General features: G+C 58.5%; 16 protein-coding genes. 10 read left to right on the forward strand and 6 right to left on the reverse strand.

Going from position 1 to position 21,194, the window contains the following annotated elements:
• Positions 1–141: 141 nt before the first annotated feature.
• From M5R41_11290 to M5R41_11310, 5 genes are all read right to left on the reverse strand, one after another.
• On the reverse strand, positions 142–993 hold the full coding sequence (locus M5R41_11290; GenBank protein MCZ7556972.1) for a hypothetical protein: 852 nt from the start codon (positions 991–993) through the stop codon (positions 142–144).
• 3 nt (positions 994–996) lie between these two features.
• Positions 997–2,169 carry a DUF362 domain-containing protein gene (locus M5R41_11295; protein ID MCZ7556973.1) on the reverse strand — a complete coding sequence of 391 codons (1,173 nt, stop codon included), beginning with the start codon at positions 2,167–2,169 and terminating at the stop codon, positions 997–999.
• A gap of 178 nt (positions 2,170–2,347) precedes the next feature.
• The gene (locus M5R41_11300; GenBank protein ID MCZ7556974.1) at positions 2,348–2,800 is read right to left on the reverse strand and encodes a hypothetical protein; all 453 of its coding nucleotides are present in this window, start codon (positions 2,798–2,800) and stop codon (positions 2,348–2,350) included.
• A gap of 233 nt (positions 2,801–3,033) precedes the next feature.
• Positions 3,034–3,486, reverse strand: coding sequence for a hypothetical protein (locus tag M5R41_11305; GenBank protein ID MCZ7556975.1), 453 nt, complete (start codon positions 3,484–3,486; stop codon positions 3,034–3,036).
• A 161-nt stretch (positions 3,487–3,647) separates the two neighbouring features.
• Entirely contained in the window at positions 3,648–4,616 is a 969-nt protein-coding gene (locus M5R41_11310; GenBank protein MCZ7556976.1) for a hypothetical protein, read from the reverse strand.
• Between the two features lie 227 nt (positions 4,617–4,843).
• Between M5R41_11310 and M5R41_11315 the strand changes: the two genes are divergently transcribed.
• The 10 genes from M5R41_11315 to M5R41_11360 all read left to right on the forward strand — a co-directional run bounded on the left by M5R41_11315 (position 4,844) and on the right by M5R41_11360 (position 19,117).
• Positions 4,844–6,175: an MFS transporter gene (locus M5R41_11315; GenBank protein ID MCZ7556977.1), complete on the forward strand. Its 1,332-nt coding sequence runs from the start codon at positions 4,844–4,846 to the stop codon at positions 6,173–6,175.
• Between the two features lie 33 nt (positions 6,176–6,208).
• Positions 6,209–7,438 carry a PP2C family protein-serine/threonine phosphatase gene (locus M5R41_11320; GenBank protein MCZ7556978.1) on the forward strand — a complete coding sequence of 410 codons (1,230 nt, stop codon included), beginning with the start codon at positions 6,209–6,211 and terminating at the stop codon, positions 7,436–7,438.
• A 36-nt stretch (positions 7,439–7,474) separates the two neighbouring features.
• Positions 7,475–9,217 carry an N-acetylmuramoyl-L-alanine amidase gene (locus M5R41_11325; GenBank protein ID MCZ7556979.1) on the forward strand — a complete coding sequence of 581 codons (1,743 nt, stop codon included), beginning with the start codon at positions 7,475–7,477 and terminating at the stop codon, positions 9,215–9,217.
• A gap of 225 nt (positions 9,218–9,442) precedes the next feature.
• The gene (locus tag M5R41_11330) at positions 9,443–9,625 is read left to right on the forward strand and encodes a CPXCG motif-containing cysteine-rich protein (GenBank protein MCZ7556980.1); all 183 of its coding nucleotides are present in this window, start codon (positions 9,443–9,445) and stop codon (positions 9,623–9,625) included.
• Positions 9,626–9,873: 248 nt separating this feature from the next.
• Positions 9,874–13,626 carry a T9SS type A sorting domain-containing protein gene (locus M5R41_11335; protein ID MCZ7556981.1) on the forward strand — a complete coding sequence of 1,251 codons (3,753 nt, stop codon included), beginning with the start codon at positions 9,874–9,876 and terminating at the stop codon, positions 13,624–13,626.
• A gap of 47 nt (positions 13,627–13,673) precedes the next feature.
• Entirely contained in the window at positions 13,674–16,619 is a 2,946-nt protein-coding gene (locus M5R41_11340) for a hypothetical protein (GenBank protein ID MCZ7556982.1), read from the forward strand.
• Positions 16,620–16,688: 69 nt separating this feature from the next.
• A complete protein-coding gene (locus M5R41_11345; GenBank protein MCZ7556983.1) occupies positions 16,689–17,387 on the forward strand; it encodes a hypothetical protein in 699 nt (232 codons plus the stop codon).
• A 2-nt stretch (positions 17,388–17,389) separates the two neighbouring features.
• Positions 17,390–17,947 (forward strand): Ig-like domain-containing protein, encoded by a 558-nt coding sequence (locus M5R41_11350; protein ID MCZ7556984.1) that lies wholly within the window; start codon positions 17,390–17,392, stop codon positions 17,945–17,947.
• Positions 17,944–18,552 (forward strand): hypothetical protein, encoded by a 609-nt coding sequence (locus M5R41_11355; protein MCZ7556985.1) that lies wholly within the window; start codon positions 17,944–17,946, stop codon positions 18,550–18,552. The genes M5R41_11350 and M5R41_11355 overlap by 4 nt, the downstream gene beginning before the upstream one ends.
• 121 nt (positions 18,553–18,673) lie before the next feature.
• Positions 18,674–19,117, forward strand: a complete 444-nt coding sequence (locus M5R41_11360) for a hypothetical protein (protein MCZ7556986.1) — start codon at positions 18,674–18,676, stop codon at positions 19,115–19,117.
• 123 nt (positions 19,118–19,240) lie between these two features.
• On the opposite strand, the gene M5R41_11365 is transcribed toward M5R41_11360, so the two are convergent.
• Positions 19,241–20,758, reverse strand: a complete 1,518-nt coding sequence (locus tag M5R41_11365) for an aromatic amino acid ammonia-lyase (GenBank protein MCZ7556987.1) — start codon at positions 20,756–20,758, stop codon at positions 19,241–19,243.
• Between the last annotated feature and the right edge of the window lie 436 nt (positions 20,759–21,194).

A 21,194-nucleotide genomic window follows, 5' to 3' on the forward strand; every position in this document is an offset into this window, starting at 1 on the left:
CGGGCAGCCGGCTCCCGGAAAGGACGGCAATGACAGAAGAAAAAAGATAACGGGCGGAACGATGCACAACGTTCCGCCCGTCTGCTTGCTGTGAACCCGCTATCGGTTGACCGCTGCCTCCGGCGGCCAATCCGGCAATGGTCAGAGGATTTTCACCAGACGTTCGATATCATTTCCGCCTTCGAGAAACCACACCGTGGTCGCGTCGCTGAGCTTCAGCGCACGTTTTTTCCCGGCATTCACGTTCCACTTCTTCCGCACATCCTCTTTGCGAAAACCGGCCGCCGCGATGAACGTATCCACATCGCGGGGGGAGCGGAAGCGAAGCATGCCCACATCGGTGGCGGACTTCCCGGCCCCGCTGCGCGTGTGAAAAACGTCGCAGCGTGCGATACCCTCGAGCAATCCGGACCAGTCCGCAAGTGAGCCCTGTATGGCAAGTGGTCCTTGCATCAAACGGAGCTCGTTCTTCTGCCTGGAGAGTGCGCCGGTCGTGAACACTTCAGGAGGCATAAAGTCCTTCCCTTCGATGCGCTTCAGCAATGCGACAGCGGCTTTCCGGGCGGCACTTCTGCTCTCTTCACTCTTGTCGTAGATGGTAATGTTCACAAGTACGGAACCGCGGGTAAACAGAATCTGATTCGACGTCACGCAACTCCACATCGCTCCGTCCAGTGTGGACGTACAGTTTCTCCGGGAGATGGACCACATGCCGAAAGCGGCGGCGGGGGTGGCCATCTCATACACATCGGCCACAAATTCCTGCTTCCCCTTCTGACAGCGCCAGGCCGTTACCATCCTGAATCCGTACTCCAAATACAATTCCGCCCCGCCGTTTATATAGCCGAAGAGCTGCTTGTCGTTATAGCGGTCCGGTTGTTCGATGCTCCAGCCGGGTATGTCGGCAGTATTGAGTGAAGGTGCGCCCTTTTGCGCAGCACACGGTTCGATTATTGCAAGAACTGCCCACGTGAAATACAGCACGAATTTCATGGTCTAGCCTTTCAAAGAAGTTTTCACATGCGTGATGCGGGCGGGATCCGCGACACCGAGCTTGTAACTTTCGGCCATGGTCATGAAACCGATGGCGCGGGGGGATTCCTGTTTCTGCACCCCTTCGGCGATGCGCTTGGCAAGGACAATGTCATATCCAACGCGGTCTGTGGCCACGGGGTCGCTCCCAACGAGAATGCGTTTGAATTCAGTGATGAATTGCGGATTCGCCGCCGGTCCGCCGTTGTAACACCCGATCATTCCATCCACAATGTTGAGCACGGTCTTGTCGCGGAGGGGTTCGAAACAGGGCACCTGCGCGCAGGTCTCGGCCCAGAGCTGCTTGTGCAGGCGGGCTGTGTTGGAAATGGCTCCGTAGGCGAGGTTTTTCATGCAGAGTGTGACGGAGCTGCCGGCATTTTTCAGAATGGGGATGTTGATCACTTTCGTGAGCTCCTGTGTGAGCAATGAGTGGAAGTACGAGAACTTCCCTTCGTTGATCATGTACGGAAGTGTTTCCTCATCATAGCTCTCCTCGCAGTCGGCCCAGTAATACACGCTTTCATCGATGCGGTCGAGGCTGTACAGCATTTTCCGCTCATCGTAGAATGATCCGGAAGCGTCTTTGCATTCCGCGCCCCAGATACGAATGCCGGGATAGGCCTCACGCGTGAAACCGGTTTCATGCAATTCGAATTCGCGTCTGTCCCAGATCACGATACGGTCGCGCGGGATGCCGGCCTGTTCCAATTGCGCGATCACCGCGAGGGTAATGGCATGGCTGGTGCTCAACAACTTACCGGCGACGGGATTCACCTTCAGGCCGATGTAGTCTTCCGGTGTGACGAAGCGCAGCCACGCCTCTTTCAGCGATGCCGCACCCGTGAGTTCCAGCATCGCCCGTTCGAGCATTTTCATCGCGCGCTCGTTGTCCGGAACGCCATTGGCGACGCAGGTGTCGTCCTGCACGTCCACGACGCGCCCCGGGTACAGTCCCGGCATCGATTGCGCTGTGCGGGGTACGGCGAGCGCTTCGGCAATATTCGTTTTCGGCGTGAGAGGCGGATCTTCCGCGTGAAGAAAGCCCGATGGGATGTGCGGCAGTACTGTAGCGACGAAGCCCCCGAGTGCAAGGGTCCGGAGAAAGTCGCGTCTGTCCGTATCATGGTGTTGCATACCGAAATCTCCTTTGTTTTGATATTCTATCTACGATGTTTCGCGGACAAAGGCAAACGGCGCGACCGGACGCCGCGCCGACGGCATGCGTTGCGGAGGATGTGGTCAGGACGGGAACACAAGTGAAAAAAAAAGCGGAAAGATCGCTCTTTCCGCTTGAGAATCCGAGGGGGATGGATCAGATCATGCTTTTGACTTCCACCAGAAGATCCGTGCCGTCGCCGCTCTTGGTCTCCCAGGATCTCACCAGCGCGGCGCAGTGCTTGGCGACGCGTTCCGAGGAGTCGTATTTCGCGCGGCGCTCGACGGCGAAGCGGCCGAGATCGGAGTCGAGATGGTACAGCGCCAAAGCGGCAAGAATGCGGAATTCGGGTTTCTCGTCGCTTTTCAGCGTTTCGAGCATCGGGAGCACGGCATAGCTGAGATCCATCTGCGGCTTTTCTTTCTTCATGTCGATCAGCAGCTGCATTGTTCCGGCGCGGACTTCAAGCGACGGATGTTGCAGGTTCGCGATGACGTTGGTTTCGATCAGCTTCGCCTGCCTCTCACCCGGGGAGGACGGTTGCTGAGCAAAGGCGTTCGTACCAAGGAAGGCGAGACAAATGGCAAGGGCGGTTAGCGTCGTTTTCATGACGTCATCTCCTGTATTCAATACGTTGTTGATTGCGTGCGTAAGAGTGTGTACGCGATCGCGAGGGAGATGTTACAAAAGAAAAATTTTCTTTTTCTTTTTTACGGTCCGCGTCCTATCTCTCCATCGATCATCAAACGGCCCGTGCGAACAGCGCTGTTCGGGAGCGGTAGCTCGCTCAAAAAAAAAGCGGAAAGATTGCTCTTTCCGCCTCCCATCCGGGGTGTGATGGTTCAGTTCATGCTGTGTACTTCGGCCATAAGATTGGTACCGTAGCTGCTCTTGTTGTCCCAGGATTTCACCAGCGCGGCGCAGTGCTTGGCGACGCGTTCCGAAGAGTCGTATTTCGCGCGGCGTTCGACGGCAAAGCGGCCGAGATCGGAGTCGAGATGGTACAGCGCCAAAGCGGCAAGGATACGGAATTCAGGCTTCTCGTCACTTTTCAACGTCTCGAGCATCGGAAGGACGGCATAGCTGAGATCCTGCTGCGGCCATTCCTTTTTCATATCGATGAGCAGCTGCATGGTGCCGGCGCGGACTTCAAGCGACGGGTGCTGCAGGTTTGCGATGACGTTGGTTTCGATCAGCTTCGCCTGCCGCTCGCTCGGGGCGACGGGTTGCTGGGCGTGGACGGTAGTACTGAGAAAGGCGAGGCAAAGAATAAGGGCGGTCAGCGTCGTTTTCATGACGTCATCTCCTGTATGCAAAGTGTGTTTGTTTTCGCGTTCGTAGGAGAGTGTACGAGGGCGCTGATTCAAAGTTGCGGCGAGGGGAAACTATTTTCTACGACAGACGATGGCTGCACGTTCCTGCTGCCGTGAATTCGTCGTCTGGAAGGGCACGGACCTCAGCGACCGGGCCTTCGCGTCATGTACTGTAACGGTAAGGCGTTCCCTTCAGTGGCGAGAAATATACCCCGAGAATCTTTATCGTAACACACCGCTTCCGCCTGTGGCTGGACGGGAGCGCCATGCACCGCCCGCGGGGTGCTTTGCAGCAACTGCAGCGGTGACCCGATCCCCCGGTATTCGTACAGGGCGGCGTAGGTCCGCAGGAGCACGGCTGAACGGTCGGCGGCCAGATCCGCGGCGGTCACCAGACGCAGCGGCGAGAAGGGCGACGGGATGCGCAGTACGCCTACGGCTTCGAGTACGATAGTCGTATCACCGGCTTTCCAGGGGGCCCGGTACACACCGCAGCTTTCCTCACCGCTTTTCGCGATAAGGTACAGTATTTCGCCGACGGGATCCACGAACAGGGCCTCGCTATCGCGCGCACCGTCCGGATAGCGCAGATGCATGCGCTCGGCGCCGACCGTATACACGGACTCCGGCGCCGCGGGATCCACTGCGGGTTCCGTACAGCGGTACACCGTGACAGTCTGCCTCGTGGCGCCGTTGTCGCCTACGTCGGCGATGTACAGACGCGGAATCCCGTCGATTTTCGCGGAGGCCATATCCTCCCAATCAATGGCCATGGCGCCGTTCACGTTCACGACCGCAATCAACCGTCCTGTCGAATCGATGGCGTACAGGCGCGCTTTGTCTCCACTGTCGTTATGCGCCCAGAGCACATCGCCGCGGAGGCGCGACGCGGCGATACCCGAAATTTCCGTCAGCCGCGCATCAGCGATCACACCGGTGGGTCTGGACGCGAGGTACAGTGTATCCCCGGAAATCGGAACCTTCGTCGTGTCCACCGGCACCGGGTCGGGTGTCGCTGGTGTCGGCTCACTGCAACCCGAATGCAGGGCAAAAAGCGCGGCGAACGCGAGACGGGAAGTCCTCAGAAGAAACGTGTGTATTCGGAGCATCATGCGCCCTTCCAATTCATCATTCAAAGTACAAAATCCTGAGCAGCATCGTAAGCGGGTGCGGAGAGCGAAGAGCAGAGAGCACGTATCCGCGAGACGCACGTATGCGCAAGCACCGGAACTCCGCTACCGGTGCGATTCCTCCTCCCCACGTAATACTCCTCTGCGCCTCCTGAGCGTAGTCGAAGGGGCGCCTCTGCGTTACCCTCCCCTCCTCTGCGTCTCTGCGTTTGCTACTTACGGATACGGCAGGATGTGGGGCGCCTTGGAATTCGGAGCAACTCTGGATATTTTTAAAGATTGACCGTTCGTGGCATTTTCCTCTTCGATGCACCCGGAGGGGCCGTGTTGCCGCGGCAAGTGGAGCCTGGATGAAGCGTACACCGCTGACGATAATATTTCTCATTGTGTTCATCGACCTGCTCGGCTTCGGGGTGGTGATTCCCATCATCCCGTCCTATGCCGAGCATGGGTTCAGGGCGGACGATTTCACCATCGGTTTGCTTGTCGCATCCTTCTCCTTTGCGCAACTGCTGTTTACGCCGGTGTGGGGACGCTTGTCCGATCGCTACGGACGAAAACCGATTCTGCTGATCGGACTGTGCATCACTGTGGTCAGCTATATCATGTTCGGCATGGCCGAATCTCTGACCGTGCTGTTCGTGTCACGGCTTCTCGGGGGCATAGGCGGCGCGAACATCTCTGCGGCGCAGGCCTATATCGCGGACGTCACGCGTCCCGAGGAGCGCGCCAAGGGCATGGGCATGATCGGCGCCGCGTTCGGTTTGGGCTTTGTATTCGGTCCCGTCATCGGCGGGGTTCTTGTCGGCTACGGCTACTCCGTCCCGGGTTATGCGGCCGCCATACTCAGCGCACTCGCGCTCGTCACCGCCGCCATTGCTCTGCCCGAATCGCTTCAGCGGAAGGGAGCGGTCGCGGAGGCCGCTTCCGCGGAATTCAGCTTTGCCTTGCTCTTCGATGCGCTGAAGCGCCCTCTGGTCGGTCCCCTGTTGCTGCTCTTCTTTCTGGTCACCTTCGCGTATGCGAACATTTATGCCACCTTCCCCATGATTTCCACCCGGGAATTCGGCATGACGGACAGAGAAGTCGGGTATCTCTTCGGCTTCATCGGTCTTGTCGGCGCTTTTACGCAGGGGTGGCTCATTCGTATTCTGGCACCGAAAATCGAGGAACGCCTGCTGTTCATCGGAGGCGCGGTACTGGCAGCCATCGGCCTCGCGCTGATTCCGTTTTCCGTTTCTACGACGACACTGCTGATCATTCTCGCGGTGCTCTCCCTGGGAACAGGCGTCATGACGCCCAGTTGCCTCGGGATGATTTCGCGTCACGCCGATCCGTCCCAACAGGGCGGCGTGCTCGGCATCAATCAGGCGCTCGGAGCGCTGGGTCGCGTACTCGGTCCGATTTGGGGGGCCTTCGTGTTTGACGCCGCCGGAACATCGTGGCCGTTTCTCACCGGCGGTATCGTCATGAGCCTTGTCGTCATTCTCGCATGGATCAGTCTCAGAGTACCGTCGCGAGACGGTGTTGTACAGCTCTGACGTGATCACCATTTATCGCATTCAGGATATTCCATGACACAGCGCACTCTGTACAGATTGATCGAGGATATTGGACGTCGGGATTTCGACAACGAAGACGATCTCCTCAAGGCGATTCTCAATGAAATCGTGCAGAACGAACGCATCAGCATCACAGGGGGACGCATCTGGAAACTGCTTCCGGAAAAGCGGCGGTACACGTTGATGCACGAAAGCGGCAACATCGAGTCCGTCGGTATCGGCTTCACTATCAGTCTCAAGGGCTACCCGGTATTCGAGCAGGTGGCGCGTAAGGGTACCGTGCTCGCCGATGAAACCAATGCCGCTCTGAAGAAAAAAGGCATCGTGCGCTATTCCGCCACAGGTATCGGCGACCGAGTGACTATCGGGGTTCTGTCGTTCTATGAATATCTGATGGCGTTCAATACCGTCTCCGTCGACAACGAGCTGCGTTACATGCTCGGTATTGCCGGGCAGGCGGTGACACAGCTTCTTTCCGGCCGGCGCAGCGAGAAGCAGCGCATGGAATTGCTCACGGAAATGGAGCATGCGCGCGATCTTCAGCGACGCATTCTTCCGCAGCACGAGTATTCCTTCGGGCGCTACGAACTGTACGGTGTGAGTGTGCCGGAGAAAACCGTCGGCGGAGATTTTTTCAACTACTATGAAATTCCGGGTGATCACGATCGCCTGGCCATCGCCGTGGGTGACGCCGCGAGCAAGGGTTTTCCCGCCGCGGTACAGGCGCTGTTCGTTTCCGGCGCGCTGATGATGAGTGTCGAAGCGGAGAGCAAGATCTCCTCCATGCTGCGACGCATCAACACGATCAACAGGAAAATTTTTCCACAGGAGCGCTTTCTCACACTCTGCTACTGTGAGCTGTTTGACGGCGACGAGGGTCTGATGCTCTACTCCAACGCAGGGCACCCCAAGCCGATGCACTATCACGCCGCCAGCGCTTCCTGCACAGAGCTCAGCGTTACCGGTCCGGTGATCGGCCTGCTGCCGGATGCCCATTTCTCCGTCACCAACACAAACATCCTGAAAGATGACGTGTTGGTGATTTACACCGATGGCATCTCCGAAGCCAACGACGGCGACGAAGAATTCGGCGAAGGCAAACTGATGGAGTGCATTCGACGCAACGGCCAACTTTCCGCCAAAGAAATTTGCCAGACGATACTGCAGGAGGTGCAGACCTTCAGCGCACACGGAAGACATTCCGACGACAAAACCCTCGTCGTCATCAAGCGTACCCGCTAATTGTTATTGTTGTTGTACGAAAGATCCGATACCACCATGTCAGGTACACGCATCCCTCTCCTCCTGTTGTTGTTGCTCCCTCTGATGACCACGCACGCCCGCTCCGAGATCACCGCGATGACGGTCGTTTCCGGCTCGACGCGATTTACCGTGCCCGCGTTCACGCACGACAAAGTGCTGTACGCCTCCATCACGGAGCTGAGCAAGCGTCTGTCCTTCCCCTTGTGGGGCAGCGCTGAGCATGCCAAAATTGAAGTGCGCGTCGGTGAGGCGCGCATGAAGCTCACTGCGGGCAATCCCTTCGTGGTCGTGATCGCACAAAAAGACAACAGCGTCAGCGAAGTATATCAAATGCCCGGCGAGGTCATGAAAACGGATGCCGCGTATTATGTGCCCATGCCGTCGCTCCTCCCGCTGCTGGCAAGGCTCATGAAACGCTCACTGACGCTCGACCGCGATGCGGCTCTGTTGACGGTCACGACCGAAACGGCGGGACTCGCCCGCATCACCGGCTCATCGGCAAGCAACACGTCTCCAGGTACAACACGCACGCAGTCCGCGACGAACCGAAATATCGTCGCCGATGAAACACCTGCGGCGGAGCAGCCGGGCACAACACCCGCAAAAAATGCCGGACCGGTGTCGGAAGCGCTTGCACCTCGCGCCATCGTCCCCGAAGCCGCCACGCGCTTCGACATTTCACATCTTACGGTGGATTCCAGAAAGAACGGCGTGCTCGTTCGCGTTCACTCGAAGAAGAAGACCGCGAAGTTCGAGAGTGAGCTCGATGGCGAAGGTCGTCTGCTTGTTTCCATCGAAGGCGCCACCGCAGACATCGCGAATCTGCGACAGACGCCGACTGACGGTGAGAGCGTGACCTCCGTCATGGCGGAGCAACTCGGCGGCAACGTGCGCCTGATTCTTGGACTCAACGGTGACTTCACTTCGCATAAGGTATCACGCGATGTGCGCACGAACGATCTCCTCGTTTCGCTCTACAAGCAGGTGGATGTACACAAGGTGGTCCGCGAAGAGCAGTCGGGACCGCGAGGCGGCGACCGCAGCAAGTGGAAACTCGATTGCATCGTGATCGATCCGGGGCACGGCGGCAAGGATCCCGGCGCCATCGGCGTCAGCGGCATCAAGGAGAAAAACATCACACTCGGCATGGCGCTGAAGCTGGGCAAGCTGATCGAAGAAAACATGCCAGGCGTTCGCGTCGAGTACACCCGCAAAGACGATACCTTCGTCCCACTGGATAAGCGCGGTCAGATGGCGAACGCGGCCGGCGGCAAGCTCTTCATTTCCCTGCATTGCAACTCCACGGAGAAGAAACCTTCCAACGCGCGCGGTTTCGAAGTGTACATCCTTCGGCCGGGACGTACGGAAGAAGCCATTCGCATCGCCGAATTCGAAAACTCCGTTATCAAGTTTGAAAAGGATTACGAGAAGCGCTACGCCAAGCTGACGGACGAAAATTTCATCCTGATCAATATGGCGCAAAGCGCCTATGCCAAATACAGCGAACGCGTGGCCGAGCTGATGCACGAAAAGGTAAAACGCAGTCCGCAGATCAGCAGCAAGGGAGTCAAACAGGCCGGATTTTACGTACTCGTCGGCGCCTCCATGCCCAGCGTCCTCATCGAAGCAGGCTTCCTCTCCAACACGAAGGAAGAGCAATACCTCGCGACACAGGCAGGTCAATCCCATCTCGCACGGCTGTTCTATGACGCCATAGCGGATTTCGCCGTGGAATATGAGAAAAGTCTCAAGGAATAATTTCCCGCGAATCGCGCGCTCGTAAAAAGGTGAAAAGGAGAAATGGTGAAAAGGTAAGAGACTGTTACCTTTTCACCTTTTTTCCTTTTCACCTTTTTTCCTTTTCACGACCACCCGGGTATCCGCACGGAGCAAGGATATTCGTCAATCGTCACTTGACATTCACTGCGCCATCGGCTACCTTGCCCGCGAGAAGCCGCACATTTTTCCGGAAGGAGTATCGCAATGCGAAAGACGTTCAGGTGCGCCTGGTGTTTTGAGATCAATGAGATCTTCATAGATCTCTCTGCCGGGGAGGATCAGGAGTACGAAGAGGACTGCCAGGTGTGTTGCCGGCCCAACACTCTCAGGGTACACATCGACATTGATGCCCGCAGGGTGACACTCGAAAACGAAGCGGAAGGATAGCGCCCCAACATACCGCACCGAAGCCCTTCCGGCCAATTCCCGGAGAAGCTGTCGTGTTTCAGTCGCCCGCCACAATCCGCCGTCATTGGTGCCACTCCCGCACGTGTTATCCTGCCTGGCAGCCGGTATCGTGCAGGGACAGCGTACCGCATTGACAATCGCCTGCTCTGAGTGTAGTTTACATATGCTCGGCCCTTTCTCACTTTTCCGAGACTGTATCGATTCGTGTTTACATTCGCGAGGTAGTTATGTGCATCCGGAACGCGTTCATTATTCGTGTTCTCCTGCTTGCGTTTTTCCTCCCGGCAGTCGCCGCGGCACAAGGTACGCTCATTCATACGGATACTCCCACGGGTGATGCCGCCTTCAAGGAAAAAGCCCGCGCGCGCGCGGAGTATTTCTTCAACCGCGTGGCCTGGCCGAGCGGCGTGATTCCGGAAGGTGCGCGCGAAAAAGCCTGGCGGGCATCACGCGAGCTTCCCCTGTTCCACGGCGGCGGAAAGCACACCCTGTCGCGCGAGCTGGAGTGGAAGAACATCGGCCCCTTCAATGTCGGAGGTCGCATTTTCGGACTCGCGTTCAATCCCGGGCGGCCCGCGACCATGTATGCGGCAGCAGCCAACGGTGGTGTGTGGCGTTCGTACGATGCCGGCTTGCACTGGGAATCCGTGTCCGAGGACTTCCCCACGCAGGCGATGGGGACTCTGGTCGTGGATCCCGTGGATACGAATATCGTGTACGCAGGCACCGGCGACGCGAGCTTCGGCTCGCTCTCGTTCGACGGCGCGGGCATGTTTAAGAGCACGAACGGAGGACAGAGCTGGTTCGAGGTCGGAGCCGGTACGCTCCCGGACTATGCCAATATCAGCGACATGGCCATCAATCCCGCCAACCCTTCCGTACTCTACGCCGCAGTCCCTGATGGCGTCCGTGAAGCGTCGCAGCAGGGCATCTGGAGGACGCGTGACGGCGGTGATACGTGGCAACTCGTATTTCCCGGTCGCTGCACAGATATCATCATCGATCCGCTCCATCCGGATGTGCTGTATACCGTGTCGAGCATCATCTTTCAGGGCGGTGCCGCACCCGCCAATCAGGGCCTGTACAAGACCACGGACGGAGGCGATACCTGGACGCGCCTCGATCTCGGCATACCCCCCGAAACCATCGGCCGTACCGGCATGGGCATATGCGCGACGCAGCCCGATGTACTGTACCTCGGTGTGTCGCACATTGTCGGGACGGGACGTACACCGTTACTCGGGGTCTTCAAATCCGTGGATGCGGGAGCGACCTGGACCAAACTGCCCGTGCCATTCGACTACATGATCTCGCAGGGCTGGTTCGACAATATTATTGGTGTACATCCCACGAATCCGGATATCGTGTACGCGGGCGGTGTGAAGCTCATTCGTTCTTCCGACGGAGGCGCGACCTGGGAACGCATCGCCGATCAGCTCGCGGGCGGCATCCTGCATGTCGATCAGCATGAAATCGAGTTCGATCCCACCGATCCCGATCGCGTGTACGTTGGCAACGACGGCGGTCTGTATCTGCTGACCAATGCTGGCCAGACTCTGGAGAAGCGCGATATCGGCATGAGCATCACGCAATTCATAGGCGGCGACATGTATCCCGGCACTGACGCCTTCGCCTTCGGCGGCACGCAGGACAACGGGACGCTGATTTCGGAGCAACAGATCAATTTTGCACTTTCGCTCTACGGCGACGGAGGACACGGCTTCATACATCCCGCCGCGCCAAACAACATGTACACGACGCAGGAGCAGCTCAAGCTCTGGCGCTCGCAGGACTTCGGGCGCACCTGGTCCTGGGCCAACGGCGATCTGCCCAATGAAGGATCGCTATTCTACATTCCGTATGATATGGACAGGAACGACCCCGAGCGCCTCTTTCTCGGCACGTACCGAATGTACCGCAGCACGAACGGCGGTGTGAACTGGAGTCAGCGGCAAAGCTGTCTCTTCCCGGCACCGAGCGGCGGGTGCTACTATATCACCTCGGTCAGTATCGCTCCCTACAACGCAAACCTCATACTCGCCGCCGGTCCGGGACAGACCGCACTATCACAGGATGGCGGCGATTCCTGGCAAGTCACCTCCTCTGGCCTGCCGGTATCAGCCTGCAGCGCCTTCCGCACCTTCCGGCCAAACGTCCTGTATGCCACGTTCAGCGGCTATGGTGTGCCCAAAGTGTGGAGATCCGGCGACAACGGTTCTACCTGGACCGATATCAACGGCAATCTGCCGGATATCCCGACCTACGACGTCATGGAACTTGACGGCAACATCATCATCGGGACGGAACTCGGCGTGTTCATTTCCGAAGACGAAGGCAGTACGTGGCAGCGACTGGGGACAGGCATGCCGGCGCTGTGCGTGCAACGTCTGCTCTATCAGGAAGAGACAGGAGTTCTCCGCGCTATCACGCACGGACGCGGCATGTACGACGCACAATGGCTGCACATCCCGCCGTCCGCACCGGTGTTCGTTTCAACCCCGGACACCGAGACACTGCATATGCGTCAACCCTTCGTGTATGCGCCGGTGGTCCATGCCACACCGCGCCCCACATTCAGACTGCTCGAAGCACCGCAAGGTGCGACCATTGATCCTGTGCTGGGTGTCGTGCGCTGGACGGCGAGCGATATCGTTGCGCGTTTCACCATTGAAGCGGAAAACAGCACAGGAAAAACCGAGCAGTCCTGGGTGCTCGCCACCAATGATGTGCTCATGACCGACTGGGAGATCGTGTCCCACACGCCGATGACTACCGCAGTCAATCACGCATTTCTCGCTGCGGATAACTCTCTGTGGCTGGCCCGCGATACGGCCTGGATTTCCCGCTCCACCGACGCCGGACGGACTTGGGAGCACCTGCGCCTGCCCGACACCGAGGTTTCCGTGATCAGCGTATTCGCTTTTGACAAAAACACCGCCTTCGTCGGGACCGGCGGTCCGCAAAGTCTGATGAACACCGGCAGCGGTCATATCTGGAAAACCACGGACGGCGGTATGAGCTGGACCGATCAGCTCTACGGCATCGATTCCCGTTTCGCGAATATCCACTTCTGGGACGCACAGAACGGTATCGCCGCTTCGCAGGGCGCAAATGATTCCGCCGATGTGTTCCTGACCTCGAACGGAGGCACGACCTGGACACGCAGCGCGCGTGTGCTTGCGCGTGTTCCCATGTACAACACAATCACATTCGCCGACAGGAATCTCGGATGGTTCGGGACATCGGACTACTACATCCGCGGCGACGCGGCTCTGCTCCGAACAACCGACGGCGGCCGCAGTTGGGAGCCGAAGAATTTCGGAACCGGCATGATATATGTGTCCGATATCGCTTTTCTTGACGGCCAATACGGCTGGGGTATAGATGAAATGCGACGCACGATCAAGAAATCCACAAGCGGCGGACAACGCTGGATCACGACCTCCTACCCGATGAACGGCGAACGGCTGGTCGGGATGGCTGTGGACAAAGCGAGCCGCACCGTGTGGGTCCTGAGCGACGCGCATGCCTGGGCATCCCGCGATCTCGGGCTTACCTGGATGAAAACCACGCTCGTCCCTGTCGGCGACATGCTCGGAATCGTCTTTGCGGATTCCGTTCGCGGCTGGGCGGTTTCGCGCAACGGCATTGTACAGGAACTGATGCGCGATCCCTTCGTCGTCTCCGCAGCCCAACCTCCCACCCCCGGCGGGGCGGAGCTCCAGGCTCCATGGCCCAATCCTTTGAGCTACGGCACGGATGCCGTACAAATTCCTTTCCGCCTTATGAGGCCCGGCCCGGTGCGCATCTCCATCGTCAACAGCGCAGGTAAAGAGGTTGCCGTCGCCGCCGAAAATCACTTCCCCGCGGGAAACCACTTCGCTTCCTGGACTCCCGACGGATTCAGCAACGGCATGTATTTCATCACCATGAAATCCGATGCCGGCACCAGCACACGGAGTATGATCATCGCACGATGATGCTCCGGCACCTCAGCCCTCGCGACAGTTATTGAAGGATCAGGATCATGCACATTCCGCACATCGTTTCGACACTGTTCTTCGTTTTAATGCTGAGCGACGCTCTTCAGGTCGTGGCCCAGACTACCGTCCCCAACGAGATCCCGCCCGTTCCCGACAAACCGGGTGCACGCAGCGCCTGGCACTACGAACGCCTGACCTCACCGGGCGGCACGATACCAGAAGGGGCCAGAGTGAAAGCGTGGAAGTACGCACAGGATCAGATGCAGTTGTTCAAACCGTCAGGGAAGCAGGAGCTCTGGCAAAATATGGAATGGCGCAACGCCGGTCCCTTCAATGTCGGCGGACGACTGCTCACGGTGGCCGTCAATCCAAAAAATCCACGCACCATTTTTATCGGAGCGGCGGGTGGCGGAATCTGGCGGACCTATGACGAAGGCCTGAGCTGGCACAGTGTGTCGGATGCGTTACCGACCCAAGCCATGGGCGCAATAGTCATTAATCCCGTGGATACCTCCATCGTATACGCCGGTACAGGCGAGGCGAGCTACGCGCTCAACACCTTCGACGGCGGCGGGATGTTCAAGAGCACCGACGGCGGCACGAGTTGGTTCGAAATCGGCGTCGGGACGCTACCGCCCTATGGCCGGGCCAGCGACATGGTCATCAATCCTCTGAATCCCGATATCCTTTTCGCCGCAATACCGGACGGCTTCCGGGATCCGGCGCATATCGGCATCTGGCGCAGCACCGACGCGGGCAACACCTGGGCACTGGTCCTCGACGGCAGGATGAATGACATCGTGATCAATGTAAAGGATCCCAACATCCTGTATACGGTTTCCAGCGCCGTGAGCCAGGGCCGTGAGGCCTCGCGCTTCGGCGTGTATAAAACCAGTGACGGCGGTGACAGCTGGTTCAAGCTGGATTTGCCGGATATGAACGATACGCTCATGGGACGCACCAGCATCGGAATTTGCGACGCACAGCCCGATGTGGTGTATCTCGGTGTTTCGGCACTGAGCGGCGAGCGTACTCCGCTGCTGGGCGTGTTTAAAACCGTGGACGGCGGAGCGACCTGGAACAAACTCACCGTTCCGTTCGACTACATGGTATCGCAGGGCTGGTTCGACAATATCATGGGCGTGCATCCGGAGAATCCGGACATCGTCTATGCCGGCGGAGTCAAGCTCATCGTCACCACCGACGGAGGAACGAGCTGGTTCCGCGTACCGGATCAGGGTTACGGCGGCATCGTGCATGTGGATCAGCACGCGATTGAATTCAACCGGCATGATCCCTCCATTGTGTACCTCGGCAATGACGGCGGTTTTTTTGTGGGACGGAACAACGGGCAGGATTGGGAGAAACGTGATTACGGACTTTCGGTTACACAATTCATCGGCGGCGCCATGCATCCCTCGAGCGACGCCGTGCTCTTCGGCGGTACGCAGGACAATGGCACGCTGCTGTCCACCGAGGCGCCGCGTTTCGATCTGGTGCTGTACGGCGATGGGGGGAACACCGAAATCAATCCCGAGCGGCCCAATATCATGTACACCACCCGCGAAACGCTGAAATTTTTCCGTTCGGATGATTTCGGCGCGACGTGGACGCGCATGCAAAACGGGCTGGGCATGGATCGCTCGCTGTTCTATATCGCCTATGCAATGGACCCGAACAATCCCGAAACGCTGTATCTCGGGACGACGAATTTGTACAAGACCACCAACGGCGCGAAACTGTGGCGACAGGTCGCGTCCTGCGCCCTCGGTTCGGGCAACTCCTGTTACTTCATTTCCGCGCTGTCCGTCGCACCGTACGACGGCAACGTCGTGATGGCCGGGAGCAACGCGGGCGGTATCACCATTTCGCACGACGCCGGCGGCAGTTGGTCGCGCATACCCGATGGCCTTCTTCCCTTCGCCTATGTCAGCAGCGTGCGCAGTTTCGAAGCGGGCGTGTATTACGTCACCTTCAGCCGCTATGGTGTGCCCAAGGTCTGGCGCAGCGCGGACAGCGGCGCGACCTGGCAGGATCTCAACGGCAACCTCCCCGACGTTCCGGTCAATGACATTGTGTTGCTCGACGGCAAGCTCCTGCTTGCAAGCGAGGTGGGCATGTTCATTTCGGAGGATCAAGGTGCCACCTGGCAGCGCTTCGGTACGGGCATGCCGTCGGTGCCTGTGTTCCGTCTTCGCTACAACGCCCGCACCGGAACGCTGCGCGCCATCACACACGGACGCGGCATGTACGACCTGCAATGGCAGACTCTGGCGGGAAGTGCGCCGGAATTCCGTTCGCATCCGGATACCACAGCGTTGGAGCGTGCCTCGATGTTCGTGTACGCACCCGTGCTGAATTCCTCCCCTGCGGCACGCTTCACTTTGCTCGACGCTCCCGCCGGTGCCACGATCGATCCGGATCTCGGCATCGTGCGCTGGACGGCGGAAGGTGTCGGTACATTCACCATCGAAGCGGAGAACAGCATCGGCAAGGCAACGCAGCATTTCACCGTGGCGACACACGAGTATCGGACGACGGACTGGGAAATCGTACAACCATATCCTTTGTCTACCTCAGTCACCACGCTGGTGCGCGCGTCCGATGGCAGTCTGTGGATGGGGCGTGACAGCGCCTTCGTTATGCGTTCCACCGACGGCGGACAACGCTGGGAGGAGTTCGTCCTTCCGGGCGGGAACGCCAACGTCCTCGCGCTGCACGCGTTCAGCGCGATGCGGGCTGTTGCCGGTACGCGTGATGGCCGCTTGCTGCGTACGAACGACGGCGGTGCAACCTGGACGGTATGTCTCAACGAGATCAATGCGAGCTTCGGCAATATTCGCTTCACCGACGACAACAACGGCCTCGCGATCACAGGCGATCCTGATCGCACGGATCTCGCGATAATCTATGCCAGCAGTGACGGAGGGGCCCTCGGAGTGTGCTCGCCTCTGCACCGGCCCGGCAGGTGCTGGACAACACACTGGTGATGCACGACGCGATGACCGCCCTGGTTCGCGTCGTCGAATTATTCGCGCTCCTCACCCGGCGGTCCCGATGTGTTGCGGAGCACAGACGGTGGCAAAAGCTGGCAATCCTCGGTGGTGTCGGCGCAGAATATTTCCGGTCTCGCATTTACCGACGCACGTACCGGATTCTGCTCGGACGACATGAGCGGCGTGCTTCGACGCAGTACGGACGGTGGCGCGGGCTGGCGCGCCGCGTTCTATCCCATGAGCGGTGAACGCAACGCACACGCAACGAGTACCAGCGATCCGTCCGCTGTCTGGATCGTCAACGACACGCATGCCTGGGTGAGCAACACAAACGGACAAAACTGGATGCGTACAACGCTCGTCCCGGCCGGACCTGTGCAGGCATCGGTGTTTGCGGATTCTGCGCAGGGTTGGGTGGTGACCAAGGCGGGTATCGTTCAGCGCCTGAAGAATTCTCCCCTGCTCTCCGCAACCGCACGCGTCAGCCCTGGCGCGATGCACCTGTATCCCGCCTGGCCCAATCCCGTCGGCCCCGATCAGCTGGGCGGCATGCTGCGCTTCCGCCTCGACGCTCCCGGGCATGCGCTGCTCGAGGTGTACAACAGTGCGGGTGTGCGCGTGGCGCGACTCGTAGATACACGACTGCCCGCGGGCGACCATGTCGCTGCGTTCAGCAGCGAGGGGCTTCCCGCCGGCAGCTATTTCGCACAGCTTCGGGTCGGAACATTTTCCCGGACTGTCCGTATCTTGGTGCTACGGTAAATTTGAACATTTCGCAGCCGCAACCGACGGTACGCGACCCCGGACGGCTTAACGCAACGCATCCGAATATCATGGAGATAGCCATCGTGAAAAAACTGTTTCTCTTCGCCTTCCTTCCTTTGTTATTGCTTGCCGCGTGCAGCGACGACGACAACACCACACAGCCGCCGACCGGAGATACGGAAAAGCCCAGCGTCACCTTCGTCAAGCCGGCGAATGATCAGCAATTCAGCGAGGCGACGCTGGACGTCGAGCTCACCGCTACCGACAATGTAGGCGTGGTGAAAATCGAGCTCTACGTCAATACCGCGAGTTCGCCTGCCGTCACCCTGCAAAACGCACCATGGCAGACCGCGCTGGACGTCTCCGCCCTCACACCGGGGACGCACACGATTCGCGCGAAAGCGTACGATGCCGCCGGAAACGCCTCGAATTTCGTTGCTGTCACCGTAGTGAAATTGTCCCGGGCGTCTTCGGTTTCACCTTCCGTGCCGGAGCGACATTCTCTTACGATGTCTGGAACCTCGACGAGACCAATCAAAAGACCGGCTCGCCGGTGACGGTGAACAGCGTCGTCGAGCAAGGCAGCGGTCAAAATCTGGACGGACACTCGGATTGGTGGCGCGTCATTGACACTGATCCCGCCGGCACGAAAGACACGCTTACAGCGCGGATTGACGCGAACGGAAATCTTGCAGTGTACGGCTTCGCCACGGATTTCATCAAGCGTTTCATTCAGGGAATGAATGACGGTGGATTTCCTATCGAGGTACCCACATTGCCTGATCCCGAGTGGAAGGTTCTCGGCTATTTCAACAGCGCCGCAGGTACACCCGCCGCGCCCGGTGTGGAATGGGATATCACCGATGCCGCGGGTATCAACATCCCGGTTGGCCTGTTCTCCGCAAATGTCAAGATCAGGGGAAAATTCGTGGACAGGACCGAAACCGTCACCGTCAATGGAAAAACCATCAATCTGTGGCACGTCGAACTGTCGAATATCATCAACATCCTTGGGAGTGAATCGACGATCAAGGTGCATATCTGGTACTCCGACGATCCCTCAGGCCGAATCCTTCTTTGGCAGGAAAGCACGCTGCTGAATCTCGTGCTGACCAATTACCAGCTCAACGGCGAACGTTGGGAACTGAAGGCCTGGCAATAAACTGCTGAAAGCGCGGAAAACGCTTCTCTGCGCGTTCGGGGCGCGGTGTGCTTGCATGCCGCGCCCCTTTTGTTTCTGGAATCTCCGTATCTTGCGACACGCACGGCACAGGATCACAAGAATGAAGACCATTACCACCTGTCTGTTTTTCCTCTTCACGCTCAGTTCGACTGTCATGCTCGCGCAGGAGGAAGAATTCCCCGACGCACAATTTTTTGTCGGCTCCTATACGCTCATCGGAAAAGCGTTGAATTCGGAGACAACCTTTCTCGGTGTCCTCACACTGTCGGTGGACGAGAACGGCGCGGGGACCTTCGACAGACGGACCGGGCAAGCGTCCGTACGCGGGAGCTGGGGCCTGGAGTACGCCATCGGGAATGAAGTGCGCGTGGTCCGGATACGCTGGGAGGCGGACGGCACGAAACACGAATGCACGTATCAATGGTGCATGGATTTCGACAGCTATCCCCGTCTGTCGGGGCACTGCTATGAAAGCGGCAAATACACCGACAATCCGGGCATGGAAGTCGGTTTCTACCTTCACCCGGAGTACGACGACGACTGATTTCGCCGTACCGCGGTCTTCCCCATCATGGAAACAAGCGACCGCCGCCTCGTAGGTCTCCATACGAGGCGGCGGTCTGACATGCGTGCGATCTGCCCTTCAGGTATCAGCGAGCCTACGCCACTATGCTTCGAGTATCTTTTCCACCTCTTCCAGAATCTCACAACTCCGCACCACTGCCTGCATCGTCGTGTGATCGGGATAGAGGGGGCGATCCACGTCCAGATGCGCGATGTGCCGACGCACGACTTCCCGCGCTTTCTGTACACCGATTCCGTTGCCGAAATCCCGGAAATCCAGCGCCTGCGCCGCGGCCATGAACTCGATGCCCAGCACACCACAGGCGTTGTCCAGGATTTGCGCATTCTTGATGGCCGTGTTCATGCCCATGGACACGAAATCTTCCTGATCCGCCGCCGCCGGGATGGACTGTATGGAGGCGGGTACAGAGAGAATGCGCTGCTCCACGATAAGCGAATCGGCGGTGTACTGGCTGAGCATCATGCCTGAAAACATCCCGGCGCCTTTGGTCAGGAAGGAAGGAAGACCGACGCTGAGCGCGGGATTGAGCAAGCGATTCAGGCGTCGTTCGGAGAGTACGCTCACCATGGTGACAGCGGCTCCGACCATATCCATGGGCAGAGCTACCGGTGTCCCCTGGAAATTTGCACCCGTGAGTGTCAGTCTCTCTTCCGGAAGAAAAATGGGATTGTCGCCGACACCGTTGAGCTCGATCTCCACCTGACGCCGGGCGTGCGCCACCGCGTCGTGCGCGGCACCGATAACTTGCGGTGTCGAGCGCATGGAATAGGCGTCCTGCACTTTCACTTTGAGCTTGCCCGTCTGTAAATCGCTGCCCTTGATGCAGCGGGCGATGGCGTGTGCACTGCGCACCGCACCCGGGAAACCACGCAGCTCGTGCAGACGCGTATCGTAGGGCTTGAGATTCGCGAGCAGCGCTTCGAGCGACATTGCCGCGGCGATTTCCGCCTGACGCAGCCAGCGGTCAATATCATAGAGATGAATGGCGCTCATGGCCGTAAGCAGATTGGATCCGTTGATTGTCGCCAGACCATCGCGCGCCTGCAAGCCGGGCACGGGAATGCCGGCCGCCTCCATTGCCCGGAGCGCGGGCATACGTTCGCCACGGTAGTACGCCTCCCCTTCGCCCATCATGAGCAGGGCTATTTGCGACATGGGCGCCAGATCGCCACAGGCGCCGACCGATCCCTTCTGACACACCACGGGCGTAACACCCTTGTTGAGAAGCTCGATAAGCGTCAGAGTGATTTCGGGTCTGCAACCCGAGTTTCCATGCGCATGCACATTGATGCGCGCGGCCATGGCTCCGCGCACGTACTCGATGGGTGCGGGATCGCCGATACCGGCGGAGTGATTGTAAATCAGGTACTTCTGGAATTCCTGCACCTGTTCGTCGGAGAGCACGACCTCGGAAAATTCTCCGATGCCGGTATTCACTCCGTACATGATTTCGTGCTGCGTTATTTTCTCCTCCAGCATGGCGCGACAGGTTTTGATGCGCTCCAGCGCCGCGGGATGCAAGGCAACGGACTCGTGATCACGCGCGATGCGCACGAGTGCTTCAATGGTCAAATTCGAACCGTCAAGAACAATGGACATGGTATCCTCCGATTTCACAGAGCGGGTAGTCCCGTAACATAGCTTTTTGTCGGGAAATGGAGAAACAGGCAGAGACGCAGGGGAGAGACGCAGGGGAGAGACGCAGGGGAGAGACGCAGGGGAATTTAACGCAGAGACGCAAAGGTGCAAAGACGCAGAGGAATTTAACGCAGAGACGCAAAGGTGCAAAGACGCAGAGGAATTTTTTGTGGGGATTTTTTATGGGGAGGCGTATTGCTGGATTCGTCGAGGCCCGAAACAAAGGGTCGGGAATTGGCGCTGGCGAATCCCAGGATGCACATACGTCGGCCCTGTCAATCTATCGCAAAGGCGTAGAAGTGGGGAATAAACGCAAAGGCGCAAAGACGCAGAGGAATTTTTTATGGGGAGGCCTAGTGCTGGATTCGTCGAGGCCGGGAGTGTGTCTCGGCCACCC

Source organism: Bacteroidia bacterium, from assembly GCA_027493955.1.
Lineage (GTDB): Bacteria > Bacteroidota > Ignavibacteria > SZUA-365 > SZUA-365 > JAOSJT01.